At 71.6% G+C, this 22,046-nt stretch carries 14 protein-coding genes and 1 tRNA gene; 11 read left to right on the forward strand and 4 right to left on the reverse strand.

Features of this window, described 5'->3' with window-relative positions; all coding sequences use genetic code 11:
* Positions 1–207: 207 nt before the first annotated feature.
* From ACGFRG_RS10880 to ACGFRG_RS10895, 4 genes are all read left to right on the forward strand, one after another.
* On the forward strand, positions 208–990 hold the full coding sequence (locus ACGFRG_RS10880) for a S1 family peptidase (RefSeq protein WP_393263150.1): 783 nt from the start codon (positions 208–210) through the stop codon (positions 988–990).
* Between the two features lie 72 nt (positions 991–1,062).
* Positions 1,063–1,716, forward strand: coding sequence for a response regulator transcription factor (locus ACGFRG_RS10885; RefSeq protein ID WP_361430139.1), 654 nt, complete (start codon positions 1,063–1,065; stop codon positions 1,714–1,716).
* Entirely contained in the window at positions 1,713–2,855 is a 1,143-nt protein-coding gene (locus ACGFRG_RS10890; protein ID WP_393263152.1) for a sensor histidine kinase, read from the forward strand. Before ACGFRG_RS10885 ends, ACGFRG_RS10890 begins: the two co-directional genes overlap by 4 nt.
* 255 nt (positions 2,856–3,110) lie before the next feature.
* A complete protein-coding gene (locus ACGFRG_RS10895; RefSeq protein ID WP_393263154.1) occupies positions 3,111–6,179 on the forward strand; it encodes an endo-alpha-N-acetylgalactosaminidase family protein in 3,069 nt (1,022 codons plus the stop codon).
* Here ACGFRG_RS10895 and ACGFRG_RS10900 read toward each other — a convergent pair.
* Entirely contained in the window at positions 6,068–7,933 is a 1,866-nt protein-coding gene (locus ACGFRG_RS10900) for a beta-galactosidase family protein (protein ID WP_393263156.1), read from the reverse strand. The two genes, ACGFRG_RS10895 and ACGFRG_RS10900, sit on opposite strands and share 112 nt — an antisense overlap.
* A gap of 134 nt (positions 7,934–8,067) precedes the next feature.
* Here ACGFRG_RS10900 and ACGFRG_RS10905 point away from each other — a divergent pair, with 134 nt between their 5' ends.
* The 5 genes from ACGFRG_RS10905 (at position 8,068) to ACGFRG_RS10925 (ending at position 14,815) form a co-directional block, all read left to right on the forward strand.
* Positions 8,068–8,961, forward strand: a complete 894-nt coding sequence (locus ACGFRG_RS10905; protein ID WP_361430144.1) for an AraC family transcriptional regulator — start codon at positions 8,068–8,070, stop codon at positions 8,959–8,961.
* A gap of 11 nt (positions 8,962–8,972) precedes the next feature.
* On the forward strand, positions 8,973–9,275 hold the full coding sequence (locus tag ACGFRG_RS10910; RefSeq protein ID WP_361430145.1) for a chorismate mutase: 303 nt from the start codon (positions 8,973–8,975) through the stop codon (positions 9,273–9,275).
* Between the two features lie 99 nt (positions 9,276–9,374).
* Entirely contained in the window at positions 9,375–11,861 is a 2,487-nt protein-coding gene (pepN, locus tag ACGFRG_RS10915; RefSeq protein WP_361430147.1) for an aminopeptidase N, read from the forward strand.
* Between the two features lie 183 nt (positions 11,862–12,044).
* Positions 12,045–13,409: an aminotransferase class V-fold PLP-dependent enzyme gene (locus tag ACGFRG_RS10920; protein WP_361430149.1), complete on the forward strand. Its 1,365-nt coding sequence runs from the start codon at positions 12,045–12,047 to the stop codon at positions 13,407–13,409.
* Positions 13,406–14,815 (forward strand): SidA/IucD/PvdA family monooxygenase, encoded by a 1,410-nt coding sequence (locus ACGFRG_RS10925; protein WP_361430150.1) that lies wholly within the window; start codon positions 13,406–13,408, stop codon positions 14,813–14,815. The genes ACGFRG_RS10920 and ACGFRG_RS10925 overlap by 4 nt, the downstream gene beginning before the upstream one ends.
* Positions 14,816–14,884: 69 nt before the next feature.
* Here the strand turns inward: ACGFRG_RS10925 and ACGFRG_RS10930 are convergent, their stop codons facing one another.
* Both ACGFRG_RS10930 and ACGFRG_RS10935 read right to left on the reverse strand, forming a co-directional pair.
* Complete coding sequence (locus tag ACGFRG_RS10930; RefSeq protein WP_361430151.1) at positions 14,885–16,705, reverse strand: 5'-nucleotidase C-terminal domain-containing protein; 1,821 nt, start codon at positions 16,703–16,705, stop codon at positions 14,885–14,887.
* 289 nt (positions 16,706–16,994) lie between these two features.
* Positions 16,995–19,133, reverse strand: a complete 2,139-nt coding sequence (locus ACGFRG_RS10935; RefSeq protein WP_393263160.1) for an NPCBM/NEW2 domain-containing protein — start codon at positions 19,131–19,133, stop codon at positions 16,995–16,997.
* Between the two features lie 238 nt (positions 19,134–19,371).
* Here ACGFRG_RS10935 and pyk point away from each other — a divergent pair, with 238 nt between their 5' ends.
* A complete protein-coding gene (gene pyk, locus ACGFRG_RS10940; protein WP_361430154.1) occupies positions 19,372–20,808 on the forward strand; it encodes a pyruvate kinase in 1,437 nt (478 codons plus the stop codon).
* A gap of 148 nt (positions 20,809–20,956) precedes the next feature.
* A complete protein-coding gene (locus ACGFRG_RS10945) occupies positions 20,957–21,922 on the forward strand; it encodes a DUF4331 family protein (protein WP_393263162.1) in 966 nt (321 codons plus the stop codon).
* A 20-nt stretch (positions 21,923–21,942) separates the two neighbouring features.
* Here ACGFRG_RS10945 and ACGFRG_RS10950 read toward each other — a convergent pair.
* Positions 21,943–22,015 (reverse strand) — tRNA-Leu (locus ACGFRG_RS10950).
* Between the last annotated feature and the right edge of the window lie 31 nt (positions 22,016–22,046).

Below are 22,046 nucleotides of genomic sequence, written 5' to 3' on the forward strand. Positions count from 1 at the left end.
GCGATCGAGGCCCGGCGGGTCGTGGCGCACACCTGACCGGAAAGTGCTCCTTGTGGCGCGTGCGGCGGGCTCCGGATAATCCGCGTACACACTTTGACGCGCCCATGACATGTCACCCATGACGCCCATGACATGCACGGCATCGAGTGGCGAACGCGACCGGGCGCGCCGGGGTGCGGACATCCACCCCCCACGAAAGGCAGTCCCTTGAAGAACACCCTCGTACGCGCGCTCAGGAGATGCGTCGCCGTCGCGGCGGTCACCCTCGCGGCGGTCACGCTCCAGCCCGCCACCGGCGCCACCGCCTCCCCGATGCCCGTCGTCGGCGGAACCCGGGCGGCCCAGGGCGAGTTCCCGTTCATGGTCCGCCTCTCCATGGGCTGCGGCGGCGCCCTCTACAGCTCGCAGATCGTGCTGACCGCGGCCCACTGCGTGGACGGCTCCGGCGCCGACACCTCCATCACGGCCACCACGGGCGTCGTCGACCTCCAGAGCGGCAGCGCCGTCAAGGTGAAGTCGACCAAGGTGCTCCAGGCGCCCGGCTACAACGGCAAGGGCAAGGACTGGGCGCTGATCAAGCTCGCCAAGCCGGTCAGTCAGCCCACCCTCAAGATCGCCACCACCACCGAGTTCAACAACGGCACCTTCACCATCGCCGGCTGGGGCGCCCGCAGCGAGGGCGGCGGCCAGCAGCGCTATCTGTACAAGGCGACCGTCCCGTTCGTCTCCGACGCGGACTGCCAGGCCGCGTACGGCAGCGACCTCGTCCCCGGTGACGAGATCTGCGCCGGGTACCTCCAGCAGGGCGGCGTCGACACCTGCCAGGGCGACTCCGGCGGACCCATGTTCCGCAAGGACAACGCCAACGCCTGGATCCAGGTCGGCATCGTCAGCTGGGGCCAGGGCTGCGCGGAGCCCGGCTACCCCGGCGTCTACAGCGAGGTCTCGACCTTCGCCGCCGACATAGCGCAGGCGGCCGCGACGCTGTGACCCCTCGGTTCGCGCTTCTGGCCGGGCGCCCGGGATTTGCGGGCGTCCGGCCGAACCTGCTCATATAGGGACATGCCGATCACAGTGGTCATCGCGGACGACCAGGAGATGGTCAGGACCGGGTTCCGCATGATCCTGGAGAGCAGGTCCGACATCGAGGTCCTGGGCGACGTCCCGGACGGCCCGGCGGCGCTCGCGGCCGTCGACCGGCTCGACCCGGACGTCCTGCTCCTCGACATCCGCATGCCCGGCCTCGACGGCCTTGAGGTGACCCGGCGCCTGTCGGGCCGCGAGCGCCCGCACATCGTCATCGTCACCACCTTCGACCTGGACGAGTACGTGCACGCCGCCCTGCACGGCGGCGCCTCGGGGTTCCTGCTCAAGGACGCCAGCCCCGAGATGCTGGTAGAGGCGGTCCGGGCGGCGGCGGCCGGTGACTCCCTGGTCTCCCCGGCGATCACGGTCCGCCTCCTCAAGGAGCTCGCCACCGCCCGGCCCGCCGGCTCCGTGCGCCGCCCCGCCGAACCCCTCACCGAGCGCGAACGCGATGTGGTGCGCTGTCTGGCGCGCGGCGCCACCAACGCCGAGATCGCCTCCGACCTGTACGTCTCCCTCTCCACCGTGAAGACCCATCTGGCCAATGTGCAGGGCAAGCTCGGGGCCCGGAACCGGGTGGAGATCGCCGCCTGGGCCTGGGAGAGCGGACTGGCCACGGGCGCGGCGTGAGCCCCGTACGCACCTGGCTGGGCACCCATCCGCACGCGGCCGAGGCCGCCCGCGTGGCGCTCGCCGCCGTCCTCGTCGGCCTGGTGGTCTTCGAGGGCCTGGCGCTGGCCCGCCAGCCCACCCGGCCGCACGCGCTCGTCTGGGCCTCGGGCCTGGTGGTCTGTCTGTGCGCGCTGCCGTGGCCGCGGGTCGCCCTGGTCGTACGGGCATGGGTCGCGGCGGCCGTCACCTGGACCACGACGGGGCTGATGTTCCTCGACCGGCCGGAGATCGTCTGGGGGATGGGCGAGGCGCTGGCGCTGCTGGTGCTCCTGTCGGCCGTGCTGCTGCGGGCGCCTTCGCGCACCGCCGCCGTCCTCGGCCCGCTGCTCGGGCTCGGCTGTACGGCGGTGCCGGTGCGGGACGCCTCGCCCGGGCGCTTCACCCTGCTCTTCGCGGTGCTCACGGTGGTGGTCAGCGCGTACTCGCTGCTGCTGCGGGTCCAGTCCTGGCAGCGGGTGCGCGATCTCCAGGCGGTGCGCCAGGCCGAGCGGATCGAACTCGCCCGTGAGCTGCACGACCTGATCGCCCACCATGTCACCGGCATCGTCGTCCAGGCCCGCGCGGCCCGTTTCACCTCGGTGGAGGGACAGCGGGCGGCCGACACCTTCGGCCGGATCGAGGAGGCGGGCGGCGAGGCGCTGAGCGCGATGCGGCGCCTCGTGCGGGTGCTGCGGGCGGGCGACCCCGAGACCGAGCCGGTCGCGGGCCTCGCCCAGATCCGCGAACTGGCCGACCGCTTCTCGCTGGCGGGCCCGCCGGCGCTCCTCCACGTCGAGCCCGGCCTGGAGGAGCGCCTGCCCGGCGAGGTCGCGGCCGCCGCGTACCGGGTGGTCCGCGAGGCCCTGACGAACGTCCGCAAGCACGCGGCGGACGCGAGCGCGGTGCGTGTCGGGCTCCGCGTTGTCGGGTCCGGCCTGGAGGTCCGCGTCGCCGACGACGGTTCCCGAGCGGCGCGGCTGCCGCCTTCGGCGGGTGGTGGCGGCTTCGGCCTCGCGGGCCTGACCGAGCGCGTCACGGCCCTGGGCGGCGAGCTGACGGCGGGCCCGTCGCCGGAGGGCGGCTGGTTGGTGCTGGCGGTTCTGCCACTGGAGGAGTGAGCCGTTCGGAGGGCCCTTCGGGCCCATCCAGGGTGGGCCCGGAGGGCCCATTAAGGGGCGCGGGGAACTGCGCGACCAGCCCACGACGGTCCGCAGACGAACTCGCCCCGCGCGGAGCGCGAACCGGCTCAGTCGCTCGGCCGCGACCAACCCGCCGGCGAACAGTCCAACACCCCCGCCACTTTGTCCATGGGCGCGCCCCTCCCGCCCGGCCCAGGGTGACCGCAGCGGCCCCGGCACGAGGAGGGACCCAGCGTGAACGGTGAAGTACGCGGACCGAAGCGGAGGACGGTGGTGGCGGCCACCGCGCTGGCCGGGGCGGGGGCCGCCCTCGGGGCGCCGGGCACCGCGACGGCGGCGACCGCGGAGAGCGTCATCCGCTCGCACGACCTGGACGTACGCGTCGACACCGCGTTCCCCCGAGTCATCTCGTACACGGACCGAGCGACCGGCGCCCGCCTGTACGGACAGGAGGACCCCGTCCACGACGTCCTGATCGACGGGGTGGCCCACACCCCCCAGGTCACCGCGCACCCCGCCCGCGACCACGTCACGTACACACTCGCGTTCGGGAACGGCACCGAGATCCGGGTCGGGATCCGCGTCGAAGGGCTCCGCGTCGACTGGCGCGTCACCCGCATCCACGACACCCCCGCCCTCCGCATCGGCACCCTCCAGATCCCCGGCCTCGCCCTGCTCTCCGTACGCGACGACCAGCCCGGCGCCGCCCTGCTCGCCGCCAGGATCCAGCTGGACAAGGCGAAGAGCGGTGACACCCTCGTCCTGCTCACCCCGGACAGCGCCCCGGACGCCGCACCTGTCGGCTGCGCGTACGCCGTCGTCGCGCACGACACCCTCGGCGGCGCCGTCGAGACGAACACCGTCTACGACAAGCCCGACAGCGCCGCCGGGACCACCTGGGAGAACGGCCGCCTGTGGCGCCAGACGATCGAGCGGGACGGTCACGTCACGGCGCGGCTCGTCCCCGGCCAGTGGACGCACCGCGCGGCGACCGCCCCCGTCGACGCCACCGAGCCGCTGCCGTACGCCACCGTGATCGTCACCCGGGGCCGGGGCGGCGGTGCCGTCGTCGACTGGCAGGACGCGGCGATCGCGCTGCGCGAGATCATGGTCACCCCGCTCGGCGCCGACGAGCAGCACCTGCGCGTCGTCCCGCACATCCCCTTCAACTTCGCCTCGCAGGCGACCAACCCGTTCCTCGCCACCCTCGACAACGTCAAGCGGATCTCGCTCGCCACCGACGGCCTGCGCCAGTTCACCCTGCTCAAGGGCTATCAGTCCGAGGGCCACGACTCGGCCCACCCCGACTACGCGGGCAACTACAACGAACGCGCGGGCGGCCTTTCGGACCTCAACTTCCTGGTCCGCGAGGGCCGCAAGTGGAACAGCGACTTCGCGGTCCATGTGAACGCGACCGAGTCGTACCCCGTCGCCCACGCCTTCTCCGAGACGCTGGTCGACAAGAAGAACCAGCAGTGGGACTGGCTCGACCAGTCGTACCGCATCGACCAGCGCCGCGACCTGGTCTCCGGCGACATCGTGCGGCGCTTCGCGCAGCTGCGCCGGGAGACGGATCCGGCCCTCGGCGCGCTCTACCTCGACGTCTTCCGCGAGTCCGGCTGGACCTCCGACCGCCTCCAGCGCGCCCTGCGCGACCAGGGCTGGCTGGTCGCCTCGGAGTGGGGACACGGCCTGGAGCGCTCCTCGCTCTGGTCGCACTGGGCCAACGAGACCGACTACGGCGGCGACACCTCGCGCGGCATCAACTCCCGGCTGATCCGGTTCCTGCGCAACCACCAGAAGGACGTGTTCGCCAACAAGTGGCCGACCCTGCTCGGCCATGTCCACATGGGCAACTTCGAGGGCTGGGTCGGCAAGACCGACTGGACGGCGTTCTACCGGCTGATCTGGACCGAGTCGCTGCCCGCCAAGTACCTCCAGGCGTATCCGATCCGGCGCTGGGGCGACCACGAGATCACCTTCTTCGGGCCGACCGGCACCTCCGTCCGTGACGCGGACGGCGTGCGCCGGATCACCACGGACGCGCGCGTGGTGTACGACGGCGGCGCCTATCTGCTGCCCTGGGAGCCCCGCAGCGCACTGAATCCGGCGAAGCTGTACCACTACAACCCATCGGGCGGGAGCACGAGTTGGCGCCTCCCGCGCGGCTGGTCCGGTGCCCGCTCGGTGGTCCTGTACCGCCTGACCGACCAGGGCCGGGTGTACGTACGCGATCTGCCGGTCCGCGCGGGGGCGGTCACCGTCGACGCGGAGGCCGACCAGCCGTACGTCGTCTATCGCGACCGCGTCACCGGCCGCCGCCCCGACTGGGGGCAGGGCACCGCGCTGCGCGACCCCGGCTTCCACTCCGGCTCCCTGGACGCCTGGAAGGTCAGCGGCCCCGCGTCGGTGCGCCGCAGCGCGCTCGGCGACTACGAGCTGGTGATCGGCGCGGGCGCGGCGGCGGCCGTCGGCCAGCGCCTGAGTCGTCTCGCGCCCGGGCAGTACGCGGCGTCCGTGCAGGTCGAAGTGGGGGAGCGGGCGGACGAGCGGCGCACGGCGGCCCTGGAGGTCCGCACCGCCGACGGAGTCACCGCCCGCAGCTGGACGCGGACGTCCACGGCGGGCAACTACGTGGCCGCCGACCGCAAGCACGGCACCCGCTTCCAGCGGATGTTCACGTATTTCACCGTCCCCGAGGGCGGCGGCCCGGTCGAACTGACGCTGCGGGCGGCGGCCGGGAGCGCCCGGGTGCGGTTCGACAACGTACGGATCGTGGCCGCGCGCCGCGCCGCCAGGGCGGGCACGCTCGTGTACGAGGACTTCGAGAACGTGCCACAGGGCTGGGGCGTCTTCGTCAAGGGCGACGCGGGCGGCGCCACCGACCCGCGCACCCACATCGCGCAGCGGCACGCGCCGTACACCCGGCGGGGCTGGAACGGCAAGGCGATCGACGACGTGATCGACGGCGGCCAGTCGCTGAAGTCGCGAGGCGAGAACGACGGCCTGGTCTACCGGACGGTCCCGTTCACCGTCCGTTTCGCCCCGGGCAGGCGCTACCGCGTCGCGTTCCGCTACGAGAACGAGAAGGCGGGCCAGTACGCCTGGATCACCGGCGTCGACGACGGCTCGGCGACGCGCGAGCTGAGCCGCGAAGGACTCCCGGCGGCGGACGGACCGACGGTGTACGCCTATGAGTTCACGGCTCCGGCAGCCGGTGAGGCGTGGGTCGGGCTGCGCAAGACGGGCGACGACGGGACGGCGGAGTTCGTGCTCGACTCGTTCGAGGTGCGCGAGGTCTGACGGCGGAATCTCACTTCCGGATTGATTGAATCCTCAAGCTCCAGCTCCCAAATCCACACCGTATTGGCTTGTTCGCGCAGCACCGCCCCTGGAACGTGGAGCGACGTCTGTGGCCCGGCGGACCAGTAACGTCCGAGGTTGACTCCGTTCACCCAGGCGAAACCCCGTACCAGGCCGGGAAGTTCGAGGCGGGCGTCGCCGGGATCTTGAAGGTCGAACGTGCCCTGGAACAGACCCCGGCCGCTGTTCTCCGCAGTGGAACGGAACGGCAGCCGCCGCATCCGCTCCGCGTCCTCGAACGCGTCGAGCCGCAGGCCACGCGCGCGTACGCCGTGCAGGAACTGCCGTTCGTGGAGCACCCCGACGGTGACGCCCTTGGTCTCACCGAGCCGGGGGCCGTAGTTGACGCGCCCCAGCGACTCGACCCACAGCTCGACCACGGCGGGCCCCGCCACCGGCTCGGGCAGCACCGCCTCCTCCTCGGTCAGCACCCCCGCCCGCACCCCGTCGACGTAGACGACCGCACGGTCCCGCAGCCCTGCCACCCGCAGCGGATACGGCTGCCGGGGACCGGGCACATCGAACCGGTAGCGCACCACGCCCCGGTCCACGTCCAGCTCCTCGAATGTCGGCGGCGTCCCGAACTCGCGCTCGGACGAGCCCAGCACCTCCAGGACGTCCTCGGCGGCGACCCACTCGGTGAGCGGCACGGTGACCGGGGCGCCCAAGGTCACCGGCTCGGGCGGCAGTTGGGGGAGCGGCACCTCGTGGTACCCGGCGAGCACGTCCCGGAAGGCCCAGAACTTCTCCGTCGGCCGGCCGCCCTCGTCGATCGGTGCGTCGTAGTCGTACGAGGTGACGTCCGGCAGCAGCGCCCCGAGATGCGCCTCGCCGTCCCGGTTGGCGCCCGCCCAGCCCGCGAAGCTGGTGCCGCCGTGCGCCATGTAGAGATTGACGGAGGCGCCGCACTCCAGGATCTCGCGCAGCGCCCCGGCCGCCTCGCGCGCGTCCCGTACGACCGGCTCCGCGCCCCAGTGGTCGAACCAGCCGCACCAGAACTCCATGCACATCAGCGGCCCCTTCGGCCGGTGGCGGCGCAGCACCTCGAAGGCCCCCAGGGCGTCCGAGCCGAAGTTGGCGGTGGCGAGCACGCCCGGCAGCGACCCGCCGGTCAGCATGTGGTCCTCGGGCCCGTCCGAGGTGAACAGCGGTACGGCGACGCCCAGTTCACGCAGCAGCTCGGCGAGGGCGTCCAGATACACCCGGTCCGAACCGTAGCTGCCGTACTCGTTCTCGACCTGCACCATGATCACCGGGCCGCCCCGGTCGATCTGCCGCGCCACCACCTGCGGCAGCAGCTGCCCGAACCAGCGCCGCACCCGGTCCAGATACTCCGCGTCCCGGGTGCGCACCCGCCGCCCCAGCGGGCCCGTCAGCCAGTGCGGCAGCCCGCCGTTCTCCCACTCGGCGCAGATGTACGGGCCGGGGCGCACGATCGCCCACAGCCCGGCGCGCCCGGCCGCGTCCAGGAACCGGCCGAGCGCGCCGGGGTCGCGGAAGGCGCCCGGCGCCGGCTCGTGCAGGTTCCATGGAACATACGTCTCCACGCAGTTGAGCCCCATCGCCCGCAGCATCGCGAGCCGGTGGCCCCACTGGGACTCGTGCACCCGAAAGTAGTGCAGCGCCCCCGAAAGCAGCCGCACCGGCCGCCCGTCCAGCAGAAAGTCCTCGTCACCCACGGTGAAGTCGGCCACCGGCCCCCGCCCGTCTCTCGTCCGCTCGCCCCGGCCACTTTTGTCCCTGGCGCCCCGCCGGTCCATGGACAAAGATCGGCGCTGATTGGACGCAAGGAGCTGGTGGGCAGGGGGACGGGACGGGAGGCGGCGGAATGGGCGGGTATCACACCTGGATGCGCTATTTCACCCCGAGTCCGGTCCACCACCGGCTCGGTCTGGTCTGCCTCGGCGTCGGGATGCAGCACGGGCTGCTGCCCACGGTCGGACCCCGCACCCTCGACCACCACGTGGCCGTGGTCGTCGGCGCGGGCGGCGGCTGGTTCCGGGGCGCGGACGGGGAGCGGGTCGCGGTCGTCGCGCCCGCGCTGATCTGGCTCACCCCGGGCGTCCCGCACCACTACGGACCCGACCCGGCCACCGGCTGGGACGAGTCCTTCGTCGACTTCACCGGGCCCGCGACGGCCACCTACACCGAGCTCGGCTACATCGAGCCGGATCGCCCGGTCGTCCCGCTCGCCGACACCGCGGGCGCCCGGGCCGCGGTGGGGAGGATCGCGCGGGCGGCCCGCCGGGGCAATCCGCTCCTGGAGGTCGAGACGGGCGCGGCCGTCCATGAACTCCTGGTTGCCTTGCGCCGCGCCCGCGCCGACCTGGCCCCCGACGGCGACCCGGTCCTGGCGGCGCTCGCCCGCGACGCCTTCCGGCCGCTGTCGGTCGCCGAGCACGCCGCACGGCACGGGATGACCCCCGCCGAGCTGCGCGTCGCGGTGCGCCGGGGCGCCGGGTGCAGCCCCAAGGACTATCTCCTCGGCATCCGGCTCGGCCGGGCCAAGGAACTCCTCGCTGCCACCGACCTGCCGGTCGCCGCCGTGGCCCGGCGCGTCGGCTACGACGACCCGGCGTACTTCTCCCGGCTGTTCACCCGCCGGGTCGGCATCGCGCCGGTCCGCTTCCGCGAGCAGCAGGGCCGGGCGGTGCCCGGCGGCTGGAGCAGCCGCGTCCCGGATCCCGAACACCCTCCGACGATCGCGGGCCGAGCCACGTAAGCTCGACGACCATGACCACGATCGACCCCTCCGTGCAGGCGGAGCTCGCCCGGCTCCGCGACAGCATCGACAACATCGACGCGGCCGTCGTGCACATGCTCGCGGAGCGCTTCAAATGCACCCAGCAGGTCGGCCACCTCAAGGCCCAGCACAAGCTGCCCCCGGCGGACCCCGCCCGGGAGACCGAGCAGATCGCCCGGCTGCGCCGGCTCGCGGAGAACGCCAAGCTGGACCCGGCCTTCGCCGAGAAGCTGCTGAACTTCATCATCGCCGAGGTGATCAGGCACCACGAGACGATCGCGAAGTCGTCCTGACGAGCGCGGACCCGGTCCGCGCGGCCGGGCTCCGCGTGCGCTGAGAGCGCAACGCAATCCCGATGTGCGGACGGGGGGCCATCGGGCAGCATGGCCCCCATGTCCGTACTGACGCGCGACGAAGCGCAGACCCGAGCCCAGTTCCTCGACGTACAGCGGTATGCGATCGAACTAGATCTGACCACCGGCGACGACACCTTCGACTCCCGTACCGTCATCCACTTCACCGCGCGCGCCGCCGGGGACACCTTCGTCGAGGTCAAGCCCGCCGTTCTGCGCTCGGTCAGCCTCGACGGGCAGCCGCTGGACCCCGCCTCGCTCGTCGAGAACCGGATCGCGCTCACCGGCCTGGCCGAGGGCCCGCACGAGCTGCGCCTGGACGCGGCCATGACCTACTCGCACACCGGCGAGGGGCTGCACCGCTTCACCGACCCGGTCGACGGCGAGACCTACACGTACACCCAGCTCTTCATGGAGGACGTGCAGCGCGTCTTCGCCGCCTTCGACCAGCCCGACCTCAAGGCCGCCTTCGACCTCACGGTCACCGCGCCCGAGGGCTGGAGCGTGCTGGCCAACGGCATCACCGAGCAGCAGGAGGACGGCCGCTGGAAGGCCGCCACCACCCCGCTGCTCTCCACCTACTTCGTGGCGCTCGCCGCCGGCCCCTTCCACTCGGTGACCACCGAGCACGCCGGGCTGCCCTTCGGCCTGCACTGCCGCCGCTCGCTCGCGCCCTATCTGGACGCCGACGCCGACGAGCTCTTCGAGATCACCCGGCAGTGCTTCGACCGCTACCACGAGAAGTTCGACGAGCCGTACCCGTTCGACTCCTACGACCAGGCCTTCGTGCCCGAGTTCAACGCGGGCGCGATGGAGAACCCCGGTCTGGTCACCTTCCGGGACGAGTTCATCTACCGCTCGGCCGTCACCGACACCGAGCGCCAGACCCGTGCCATGGTCATCGCGCACGAGATGGCCCACATGTGGTTCGGCGACCTGGTCACCCTGCGCTGGTGGGACGACATCTGGCTGAACGAGTCGTTCGCCGAGTACATGGGCTACCAGACGCTCACCGAGGCCACCCGCTTCACCGACACCTGGGTCGACTTCGGCATCGTGCGCAAGGCGTGGGGCTACGACGCCGACCAGCGCCCCTCCACCCACCCGGTCGCCCCGGACCCGGACGCCGTGCCGGACACCGCCTCCGCGATGCTCAACTTCGACGGCATCTCGTACGCCAAGGGCGCCTCGGCGCTGCGCCAGCTGGTGACCTGGATGGGCGAGAAGGACTTCCTCGCGGGCATCAACACCCACTTCAAGCGGCACAAGTTCGGCAACGCCACACTCGCCGACTTCATCGACAACCTCGCCTCGGCCACCGACCGGGACGTGCACGGCTGGGCCGAGAGCTGGCTGCGCACCACCGGCGTGGACACGCTGACGCCGGTGGTCGAGGAGGCCGAGGGCTCCTGGACGCTCACCGTCGACCAGGACGGCGACCGCCCGCACCGGATCGCGGTCGGCGCGTACGACATCGACCCGTCCAGCCCCGGCCGGCTGGTGCTGCGCGAGCGCTTCGAGATCGACGTCCCGGGCGCGCCCCTGACCCGCACCGGCGCCCGCCCGGCGCTCGTCCTGCTCAACGACGGCGACCTCAGCTACGCCAAGGTGCGCCTCGACGAGGAGTCCTGGGAGACGGCGCTGCGCACGCTCTCCGGCCTCCCCGACCCCATTGCCCGCGCGGTCGTCTGGAACGCCGCCCGCGACATGGTCCGCGACGGCCAACTGGAGCCCGTCGCCTACCTGGAGACGGCCCGCGCGCATCTGCCGTACGAGTCGGACCTCGCCAATGTGCAGGGCGTCCTCACCTTCGCCGCCGCGCAGGCGGCCAACCGCTACCTCGCCCCGGACGCCCGCCCGGCCGCGCTCGCGCTGCTCACCGAGCTGACCCGGGACCTGATCCGGCGCACCGAGGACGGCGACAACCCCGGCCTGCGGCTCACCGCCGTACGCCACTTCATCGACTGCGCCGCCCAGCCCCACACCATCCAGGAGTGGCTGGCCGACGGCAGCGTGCCCGGCGGCCCGGAGCTCGACCCCGAGCTGCGCTGGCGCGTCCTGAACCGCCTCGCGGTCCTCGGCGCGACCGACGAGGCGGCGATCGCGGCCGAGCTCGCCCGCGACCCCAGCGCCACCGGCGAGGAGGGCGCGGCCCGCTGCCGCGCCGCCCTGCCCGACCCGGCGGCCAAGGCGGCCGCGTGGGCGGCCATGTTCGAGGGCGACGAGCTGTCGAACTACCTGTTCACGGCCACGGCCCAGGGCTTCTGGCAGCCCGAACAGGCCGATCTGGTACGGGAGTACGTGGCGCGCTTCTACGCCGACGCGGTCCCGCTGGCGGACCGGCGCGGCCCCGCGATCGCCGAGGCGGCGGGCCGTTACGCCTTCCCGCACTACGCGATCGACCCGGAGGCGGTATCCCTCGGCGAGGCGTGCCTGGCCCGCGAGGACCTGCTCCCGGCCCTGCGCCGCAAGCTCGCCGACCAGGTCGACGACCTGCGCCGGGCCCTGGCGGCACGCGAGTCGTAGGCGTTCAGCAGGGGTTTCGAAGGTGCCGGGGGTGGCGCTCATACCAGCGCGCCACCCCCCAACACCCCGGCTCCGCAAGGCAGTACCACTTTCGGGTTGAGATCGTTGTGCAGGGCAGCCGCACCACCGCGTGACGCAGCACGCTGGTGGGGCCGTCGTTCGCCCACCCGAAGGACCCCCCCCATGCACACCCCGCCCCTCGCCGGCGGCCGCACCGGCCCCGCCGCCCTGCGCCCCCTGATCGGTGTCGTCCTCGACGCGCTGCGGGACGGCGCGGTGGCCCGGGGCGGGCCGCTGCCGGGAGGCGGGCCGCAGGCCGTCGCCGTGCGGGTCGCGGCCGCCGTACGGGACGTGCTCCCCGCCGAGGGCACCGGCGCCGAGGAGGCGCTGGCCACCCTCGTACGGACGGTGGCGGAGGGCGCGGCCGACCCCGCCGACCCCCGCTGCGCCGCCCATCTGCACACCCCGCCGCTCGCGCTCGCCGCCGCCGCCGACCTCGCCGCCGCCGTCCTCAACCCGTCCCTCGACTCCTGGGACCAGGCACCCGCCGCCGCCGAGCTCGAAGGCCATGTCACCCGAGCCCTGGCCGCCGAACTCTTCGGCGGCGGCGACGCGTTGGTCACCACCGGCGGCACCGAGTCCAACCAGGTGGCGCTGCTCCTCGCACGCGAGCGGCACGGCGCGGTCCAGCTCGTGTGCGGCGCCAACGCCCACCACTCCGTGCCGCGCGCCGCCTGGCTCCTCGCTCTCCCCGACCCCGTCGTGGTGCCCGCCCCCGCCGGCACCCTCGACCTCGCCGCGCTCGACGACGCCCTGACCGATCTGCACCACCCCGTGCTGGTCACCGCCACCGCCGGGACCACCGACACCGGCGCCGTCGACCCGCTCCCCGAGATCGCCGACCTGTGCGCGCGGCACGGCGCCGAGCTGCACATCGACGCCGCGTACGGTGGGCCGCTGCTCTTCAGCCCCACCCACCGGGCCGTCCTGCGCGGCATCGAGCGTGCCCACTCGGTCACCCTCGACCTGCACAAACTCGGCTGGCAGCCGGTCGCGGCGGGACTCCTCGCGGTCCCCGACCCGGCCCGCCTCGCCCCGCTCGCGCACACCGCCGACTACCTCAACGCCGACGACGACACCGAGGCGGGCCTGCCCGATCTGCTCGGCCGCTCCCTGCGGACCACCCGCAGACCCGACGTACTGAAGATCGCCGTCACCCTGCGCGCGCTCGGCCGCGCCGGACTCGCGGACCTCGTCGACCGCACGCTCGCGGCGGCGCACCTGTTCGCCGACCTCGTCGAGAAACACCCCGCCCTTGAGCTGTACGGGCGCCCCGCGCTCTCCACCGTCCTGTTCCGCCCGGCCGGAGCCGCTGACGACGAGGTGGCGCGCATCCGCCGGGCGCTGCTCACCGAGGGCCGCGCCGTCCTCGGCCGGGCCCGCGCCGACGGGCGGCTCTGGCTCAAGGCCACCCTGCTCGACCCCCACGCCACCACCGACGACCTGGCCCAGCTCCTCACGATCGTGGAAGGCAGCATCCCCCGATGACCGCACCGGCACTCGCCCCAGACCTGGACCACCCGCACGACCTGGTCGGCATCGGAGTGGGCCCGTTCAACCTCTCACTGGCCGCCCTCGCGCACGGCGTCCCCGGCGGCCTCTCGACCGCGTTCTTCGAACAGCGCCGCGCCTTCCACTGGCACCCCGGGCTGCTCATCGAGGGCGCCACCCTCCAAGTCCCGTTCCTGGCCGACCTGGTGACCCTCGCCGACCCGGCGAGCCCCTGGTCGTTCCTCAACTATCTGCGCCACCGCGAGCGTCTTTTCCCGTTCTATTTCGCCGAGCGCTTCCACGTGCAGCGCACCGAGTACGACGCGTACTGCCGCTGGGTCAGCGAGAGCCTGCCCGGGCTGCACTTCGGCCACCAGGTCGACGCGGTGCGCTGGAACCCCGAACGCGAGCTGTTCGAGGTCGACTTCACCCAGCTGGACATGCACGGCCAGGCCGAGGCGCTGGGCCGCGCCTTCGCCCGCAACCTGGTCCTCGGCGTCGGCACCGAACCGTACGTACCGGAGTCGCTGAGGCCCCTCGCCGACGCGCCCACCGTGCCGGTGATCCACTCGGCGGACTACCTCGACCACCGCGAGCGCTTTCTCGCCGCCGACCACGTCACCGTCGTCGGCTCGGGCCAGTCCGGCGCCGAGGTCTTCCTCGACCTGCTGCGGGGCCGCCCGGCGGGCCGGGAGCGCATCACCTGGCTCGCCCGCACCGAGACGTTCGCGCCGATGGAGTACTCGAAGCTGGGCCTTGAGCACTTCACCCCCGACTACACCCGCTACTTCCACGCCCTGCCCGAGCCCATGCGCGACCAGCTCGTGCCGCGCCAGTGGCAGCTCCACAAGGGCATCGACGCGGACACGATCGCCGCGATCCACGACGAGCTCTACCGCCGCACCCAGCACGGCGGCTGGCCCGACGCGACGCTCACGCCGGGCGTCACCGTCCGCACCGCGGGCAGGGTCGCCACCACCAGGGTCGAGCTGCACCTGGAACACGTCCAGCAGGGCGCGCGCTCGCGGCTCACCACCGACGCGGTCGTCCTCGCCACCGGCTACCGCGAGCGCCCGCTCGCCCGCATGCTGGCCGGACTCGACCCGTACATGCGCCTCGACTCCTCCGAACGCCCCCGTATCGACGCCGAGTTCAGGCTGGTGCTCGACAGCTCGGTGACGGGCGCGGTGTACGTCCAGAACGCGGAGAAGCACACCCATGGAGTGGGCGCCCCCGACCTGGGCCTGGCGGCCTGGCGCAGCGCCCGCATCCTGAACACCCTGACGGGCAAGGAGCCCTACCCCTTGCCGACCCGCACGGCGTTCACGACGTTCGGCCTGACAGAACCCCAACAGCCTCGCCCGACAAAGACACCGGAGGGCCTGATCCCGCTGGAGGGCTGACCCAAGGGGCGCGGGGAACCGCGCGACCAGCCCCCCACGCCCCGCAGCCGAAAGTGAACCTGACCGGACCTAGAACACCGGCACCCCGTCGCGGACAAGCTTCCAGTCCACGGAAGCGAACGCGGCGGGGTCGATCGTCCCCTTCGCCTTCACCCACGCGATCATCGTGTTCCGGATCTCGTCCGAGTTCGCCCACACCTGCTTCGCCGTGGCGACATGCGGGAACCCGCCACCCCCGTTGGCCCGGTAGTTGTTCACCGCGAGCACGAACTGGGCGGCAGGATCGATCGGCTTGCCCTGGAACGACAGGTTCAGGATCCGGGACCCCGCGGGCTTCGCGATGTCGATGTCGTACGTGAGACCCGACACCGCGTCGTAGTTGTAGTCCGGCGTGCTGTTCGCGTTCGTCAGCTTCGACGTGTCGACGGGCGCACCGGCGGGCGTCTGCACGTAGTACCGGGCCGAGAACTCCAGATAGTCCTTGAGCTGCGCGCCCGTCAGCAGCCGCGCCTCCATCGTGTTCTCGTACGGGTAGAGCCCCGCCGCGTCCTTGATGGTGATCTGCCCGGCCGGGATCGCGGCGTTCCGCGAGAAGCAGGACGCCTGCGACAGCACGGGCAGCGAGGCGTACGCGCCACCCGCCAGCGCCGCCTTCACCGTCTCCGTCTGCACCGTGCTGATCAGGTCGATGATCGGCTCGTCCTTCCAGGCCGCCTCGGCCGTGGTCATGGCCGTCTTCGACGTGCCGATGACCTGGTTGACGTACTTCACGACCTTCTCGTGCTCGGCCCGCACCAGCTTCGCCACGAACGGGTCCTCGTCGGCGGTGTTGGCGTTCAGCACGTCCGCCTTGACCGAGGAGACCTGCCACTGGCCGTGCGCGAGCTCCAGCTCGAAGTCGAAGACGCTCAGGCGCATGCCCCACATGTACGGCTCGGACAGCACCACCGACTTGCCGGTCTCGGCGTTCACCACCGTCCGCGAGGGCACCTCCTTGTGGGTGTGGCCCACCAGGATCGCGTCGATGCCCGGCACCTGCTCGGCCACCAGCGACGACGCGTTCTCCGGGTACGGCAGCGCGTCCCCGTACGAGGTGCTGCCGTCGAGGCCCGAGTGGTCCGTGCAGATCACCACGTCACAGCCGAGCGCGCGCAGCCGCGGCACGTACTTCTTCGCCTGCTCGACCAGACCGGGGAACGTCATCTTCCCCTGGACGTTCGCCTTGTCCCAGATGGCGATGCCCGGGTTGGTCAGACCCAGGATGCCGACCTTCACGTCCGGCGCGCCGTGCACCTTGAGGCGGCGGACGGTGTAGGGAGGGAACGCGGGCTTCAGCGTCTTCGCGTCCAGCGCGTTCGCCCCGAGCAGCGGGAAGTGCAGCTGCTCCTGGAACGCGCGCAGCGTGGGGATGCCGTAGTTGAACTCGTGGTTGCCGAGCGCCGCCGCGTCGTAGCGCATGTGGTTCATCGCCAGCGCCATCGGGTGCTTGGGCCCGCGCTTGCCGTGCGAGCCCGTGATCGGCTCCACGCGCGCGTAGTAGTACGAGAGCTGGGTGCCCTGGATGATGTCGCCCGCGTCGATCAGGAGCGTGTTGCGGTGCCCCTTGTCCTCGCGCACCTGGTTGACCAGCGTCGCGACCTTGGCCAGACCGACGTCGTTGTGCGCCTTGTCGTCGTACTCCTTGTCGGTGAAGTAGTCCCAGTTGAAGACGTGGCCGTGCAGGTCGGTGGTGCCCATGACGGTGAACGAGTACCGCTTCGGCGGACGGCCGTGGCCCTTCCCGTGGTGCTGCTCTTCGGCCTCGGCGGGGACCGCGACGCCTCCGGCGATGGCCACACCGGCCCCGGCGGCGGCCGAGCGGCCCAGGAACGTCCTACGGTTCAGCGGCATTTCATGCACTCCCTGACGGTGTGTTACGCGCGTAGAGGCGCTCGACGCGCGTAGAAGGTCCAGAGGATTTTGGCGCAGAACTGCCGTTCGCAACACCCCTCGCAGGTTTCTGTTCGGTGTCCTGGAGAAGTCACGCGCCCCCGCCGGACCCGCGTACCCACGGTCACCCGGACAAACGGATCCACACGGACACACGGACACGCGGGCACACGGGCGCCCGCCGCCCACGCGCGCGTGGCGCGGGACGACGGGCGCACCGGTCATGGCGTGCGCGGCGGTGTTCGGCCACTCACGCGCAGGTGAGGCGCGGCCCCGCCCAGTCGGCGTGGTCGTAGTCGACGCCGTCCCCGGCGTCGGTGACCACCAGGCGCACCTCCATGGCGCCGGTCAGATCGGCGGTGAGCTGCTTGGCCGCGTCCGCCGAGGTGAGCGTTCCGCTGTCGGCGACCAGCGTGGAGTCGCGCCAGATCTGGAAGACGACGGAGCCCTTCGTGGTGACCTCGTCGTCCACCCCGACCGCCGTGGTCAGCGAGGAGCAGGTGCCGCCCAGGTAGTACGCGACGGAGCTCGGCGCGTGGGTGCCGAGGCCCTTGGCGTACACCGTGCCGTTGATGGTCAGCGGCGTGCCGTCGCCGGCCGCCTGCTCGCCGTTGCTGCGGTCCTTCTCGACCGGGCCCCAGCCGTTGGTGGCCGACTCCCAGGTCAGGTCGCTGATGTCATGGGTGCCGGCCGAGGGGCCGCTGCCGCAGGCCAGCTTGGCGTCGGCCCAGTCGGCGTGGTCGAAGTTGATGCCGTCGCCGCCGTCCGTCACCACGAGCCGCAGTGTCGATCCGCCCTTGAGGTCGGCGGTCAGGTGCTTGGGCGGATCGGCGGCCGTGCGCAGCCCGCTGTCGGCGACCAGGGTGGAGTCGCGCCAGATCTGGAACACCACGGACCCGTTGTTCGTTACTTCGTCGTCGACGCCCACGTCGACGCCGAGCGTGGAGCAACCGCCGCCCAGGTAGTACGAGATGTCGCTGGGCGCGTGCGTGCCCAGGCCCTTGGCATAGCCGACACCGCCGATGGTGAGGGTGCGGCCGTCACCCGCCGCCTGCTCGCCGTTGCTGCGGTCGCGCTCGACCGGACCCCAGCCGCCGACCGCCGAGGTCCACGGCAGATCGCTGAGCTGGTTCACCCCGGTCGGCGGCGGCACCGGGCTGCCCGGCGTCACCCGGAACATCACCGTGCCGTGCGCGGGCACCGACGCGCTGATCGCGTTCGTCGTCGTACTGGTCGCCTTCGACCACAGGTCCTTGAGCGCGTACGACGAGGCGCCGCCGATGCCGATGTCCTTCACGGTCGTGGAGATGGTGCGGGCACTGGTGTTCTCATTGGTGAGGGTGACCGAACGGCCGCCGTCCGCGAGGGGCTTGGACATCACGACGAGGCCGCCGGAGTTCGACACCACCGTGCCCTGCTTGCCGAGCGCGTCCTGGTCCACCGCGATCACATCGGTGTTCTTGAGGATCGCGAGCGTCGACGCGCTCGCGCTGCGCAGATCGCTGCCGATCAGCAGCGGCGCGGCCATCTGCGACCAGAGGCTGAAGTGCGTGCGGTACTCGGTGTCCGTCATGCCGCCGTTGCCGACCTCCAGCATGTCGGGGTCGTTCCAGCCGCCGGGGCCCGCGTACGGCGCGAGCGACTGGTTCTGGTGCGCGATGGAGATCATGCTCGACCAGTTGTCGCTGATGTCGCCGGTGGTCCGCCAGGAGTTGCCGACGTTCGGCGCCCAGGTCCAGGGCTGGTTGGAGCCCCATTCGCAGATGCTGTAGAGGATCGGGCGGCCGGTCGCGCGCGTGGCGGCCTTCAGGGCGTCGCCCATCGCCTTGTAGCGCTGCTGCGCGTCCACTCCGTTGTTGTTGCAGTTGTCGTACTTGAGATAGTCGACGCCCCAGGACGCCCACAGGTTCGCGTCCTGCTGCTCATGGCCGAGCCCGCCGGGAAAGCCCTGGACGTCACAGGTCTTGGTGCCCGCGCTGGAGTAGAGGCCGAACTTCAGGCCCTTGGAGTGCACATAGTCGGCGACGGCCTTGATCCCGTGGGGGAAGCGCACCGGGTCGGGCACCAGGTTGCCGCTCGCGTCGCGGTTGGGCAGCGCCCAGCAGTCGTCGATGTTGACGTAGGTGTACCCGGCGTTCTTGAGGCCCTGGGAGACGAAGGTGTCGGCGATGCCCTCGACCATGGCCTCGTTGAACTCGGCCCGGCAGTGCGTGGAGTTCCAGTTGTTGAACCCCATCTGAGGGGTGCGGGCCTGGCCGTTGTCGACGGCTGCGGCGGGCGGCGCAGCCGTGGCGGCGAGGGCGACCAGACCGCCGGCGAGCAGGGGAAGGGTGGCGAGTGCGGTACCGGCCCGTTTTCTGAACTTTCGGAACTTTCCGAACGATGACATGTGCGGCTCCGTCGGTGTAGTGGCGCCGAATTCAACGAGCTCAAACGAAAGCGAACATATTCCAGCGTCGGGACCTGGACATGTCAAGGGTTTGCGCCGGGTCGAGGCGAGGCGCTTTCCGCTCATCGGAGCGCTCCGGCGCACAATTCAACAGTTGTCAATAAGCCTTCATGCAAAGGTTGTTGAGTAGTCACGCGGGACGAATTCTCTACCGGCCGGTAAGCCCTAGGCTCGACATATGCGTCGAGCGAAGATCGTTTGTACTCTGGGGCCCGCCACGGACACGTACGACCAGATCAAGGCACTGGTCGAGGCCGGAATGGACGTCGCCCGGTTCAATCTCAGCCATGGCACGTACGCCGATCACGAGGAGCGATATCACCGCGTCCGCAAGGCGTCCGACGAAACGGGCCGCAGTGTGGGCGTGCTCGCCGACCTTCAAGGCCCGAAGATCCGGCTGGGGCGTTTCCGTGAAGGTCCCGTACTCCTTGAACGCGGCGACGAGTTCACCATCACCGTCGAGAACATCGAGGGCGACCGCCACACCTGCGGCACCACCTACTCCGGCCTCGCCGAGGACGTCACCACCGGCGAGCGCATCCTCGTCGACGACGGCAAGGTCGCCCTGGAGGTCGTCGGCGTCGAAGGCCCGCGCGTGCGCACCCGGGTCGTCGAGGGCGGCATGGTCTCCGACCACAAGGGCCTCAACCTGCCCGGCGTCGCCGTCTCCGTGCCCGCGCTCTCCGAGAAGGACGTCGACGACCTGCGCTGGGCCCTGCGCACCGGCGCCGACATCATCGCGCTCTCCTTCGTCCGCAGCGGCCGCGACATCGAGGACGTCCACCGCGTCATGGACGAGGAGGGCCGCCGGGTCCCGGTGATCGCCAAGATCGAGAAGCCGCAGGCCGTCGACAGCATCGACGACATCGTGGCCGCCTTCGACGGAATCATGGTGGCGCGCGGCGACCTGGGCGTCGAAATGCCGCTGGAACTGGTCCCGATCGTCCAGAAGCGCGCGATCAAGCTGGCCAAGCGGAACGCCAAGCCGGTGATCGTGGCGACCCAGATGCTCGACTCGATGATCGACAACTCCCGCCCCACCAGGGCGGAGGCCTCCGACGTGGCCAACGCGGTCATCGACGGCACGGACGCGGTGATGCTCTCGGGCGAGACCAGCGTCGGCAAGTACCCCGTCGAGACGGTCCGCACGATGGCCCGCATCGTCGCGGCCGCCGAGGAGGACGTGCTGGCCAAGGGCCTGCCGCCGCTCACCGAACGCAGCAAGCCGCGCACCCAGGGCGGCGCGGTCGCCCGCGCGGCGGCCGAGATGGGCGACTTCCTGAACGCCAAGTACCTCGTCGCCTTCACCCAGTCCGGCGACACGGTCAAGCGCCTGTCGCGCTACCGCTCGCCGATCCCGCTGCTCGCCTTCACCCCCGACCCGGCCACCCGCTCCCAGCTCAACCTCACCTGGGGCGTGGAGACCTTCCTCGGGCCGCACGTCGAGTCCACGGACGCGATGGTCGCGCAGGTCGACGAACAACTCCTGAAGATCGGCCGCTGCGAGCGGGGCGACATCGTGGTCATCACGGCCGGCTCCCCGCCCGGGGTCCCCGGCTCGACCAACCTCGTCCGCGTCCACCACATCGGCGAGGACGACAGTCCGAAGAGCTGACACCCCATGAGCCGGGTGTACGAGAGCGGGTCATGCGGTCGTACGAGTAACGGGCGCATCGCCCACACCGGGGAGCGGGCCGGGCCGAAGGGATGACCCGACGGCCCGGTCCCGAGCGCCCGGGCCGCGCCGCCCGCAGGCTGACGCCATGTCACATCACCTCAGCGGGCCGAACCTCCGCTCACCCATGGGCGACGCACGCCTGGACCTCACCGACCTGTTCGTCTTCACGGTGCCGGGCGGTCGCACGGTCCTGATCATGAACGTCAACCCCGTGGCCCCCACCGGCGGCCGGGCCTTCCACCCCGACGCGGTCTACCGCGTCAACATCGACACCGTCGGCGACCACCAGGCGCACATCGCCTACAGCTTCACCTTCTCCGACCCGGCCGACGACGGCGAGCAGACCCTCACCGTCCACCGCGCCACCGGCGACGAGGCCCGCGCCCACGAGGCCGCCGGCACCCCGCTCTTCGTGGACGCGCCCGTGAGCTTCGGCCCGCACCCCGTGGTCACCGAAGCGGGCCCGTACATGGTCTTCGCCGGGCTGCGCAGCGACCCCTTCTTCGCCGACCTCGACGGCATCGTCGACGACTTCCAGTGGACCGGCACCGACTGGGGCGCCGACAAGAACGTCTTCGGCATCGTCCTGGAAATGCCCGGCATGGAGCTCGGCGCCCAGCCCGAGATCGGCGTCTGGGCCCGCGTCAGCGTGCACCAGGGCGGGAAGCTCACGTCGGTGGACCGGGGCGCGCACCCCTCGCTCACGGCGTACTTCAACGCCGAGGAGGCCAAGGACGCGTACAACGCGGGCGAACCGGCCGACGACTGGGACACCTACCTCGCGCCCTGGACGGCCGTGCTGCGGCACACCGGCGGCTACAGCGAGGAACTGGCGGAAGAGGTCCTGCGCACGGTGCTGCCCGACATCCTGCGCTACGACCGCAGCGAGCCCGCCGCGTACCCCAACGGCCGCACGCTCACGGATGACGTCACATCGGCACGGCTGGCCATGATCTCCGGCGGGAAGGTCCCCACGGACCACATCGGCCCGCACACGGACCTGCTCCCGGAATTCCCGTATCTGGGCACGCCGCACCTCAAGGATGCGTGACCATGGATTCGCACGAAAAGTACCCCGGGTCGGATTCGAACCGACGCTGGATGGTGTTTGAGACCATTGCCTCTACCGCTGGGCTACCGGGGCATCCTTTAAACCAAAGGTAGGCGGCTACCCG

The sequence above is a fragment of the Streptomyces sp. NPDC048696 genome (assembly GCF_043198895.1).
Taxonomy (GTDB): Bacteria; Actinomycetota; Actinomycetes; order Streptomycetales; family Streptomycetaceae; genus Streptomyces.

What these genes read in the sequence shown, in the direction of transcription:
- pepN (WP_361430147.1), top strand. Translation starts at nt 9,375, where the DNA reads ATGTCCGTACTGACGCGCGACGAAGCGCAGACCCGAGCCCAGTTCCTC.
- ACGFRG_RS10910 (WP_361430145.1), top strand. Translation starts at nt 8,973, where the DNA reads ATGACCACGATCGACCCCTCCGTGCAGGCGGAGCTCGCCCGGCTCCGC.
- ACGFRG_RS10935 (WP_393263160.1), bottom strand. Translation starts at nt 19,133, where the DNA reads ATGTCATCGTTCGGAAAGTTCCGAAAGTTCAGAAAACGGGCCGGTACC.
- ACGFRG_RS10885 (WP_361430139.1), top strand. Translation starts at nt 1,063, where the DNA reads ATGCCGATCACAGTGGTCATCGCGGACGACCAGGAGATGGTCAGGACC.
- ACGFRG_RS10920 (WP_361430149.1), top strand. Translation starts at nt 12,045, where the DNA reads ATGCACACCCCGCCCCTCGCCGGCGGCCGCACCGGCCCCGCCGCCCTG.
- ACGFRG_RS10930 (WP_361430151.1), bottom strand. Translation starts at nt 16,705, where the DNA reads ATGCCGCTGAACCGTAGGACGTTCCTGGGCCGCTCGGCCGCCGCCGGG.
- ACGFRG_RS10905 (WP_361430144.1), top strand. Translation starts at nt 8,068, where the DNA reads ATGGGCGGGTATCACACCTGGATGCGCTATTTCACCCCGAGTCCGGTC.
- pyk (WP_361430154.1), top strand. Translation starts at nt 19,372, where the DNA reads ATGCGTCGAGCGAAGATCGTTTGTACTCTGGGGCCCGCCACGGACACG.
- ACGFRG_RS10925 (WP_361430150.1), top strand. Translation starts at nt 13,406, where the DNA reads ATGACCGCACCGGCACTCGCCCCAGACCTGGACCACCCGCACGACCTG.
- ACGFRG_RS10945 (WP_393263162.1), top strand. Translation starts at nt 20,957, where the DNA reads ATGTCACATCACCTCAGCGGGCCGAACCTCCGCTCACCCATGGGCGAC.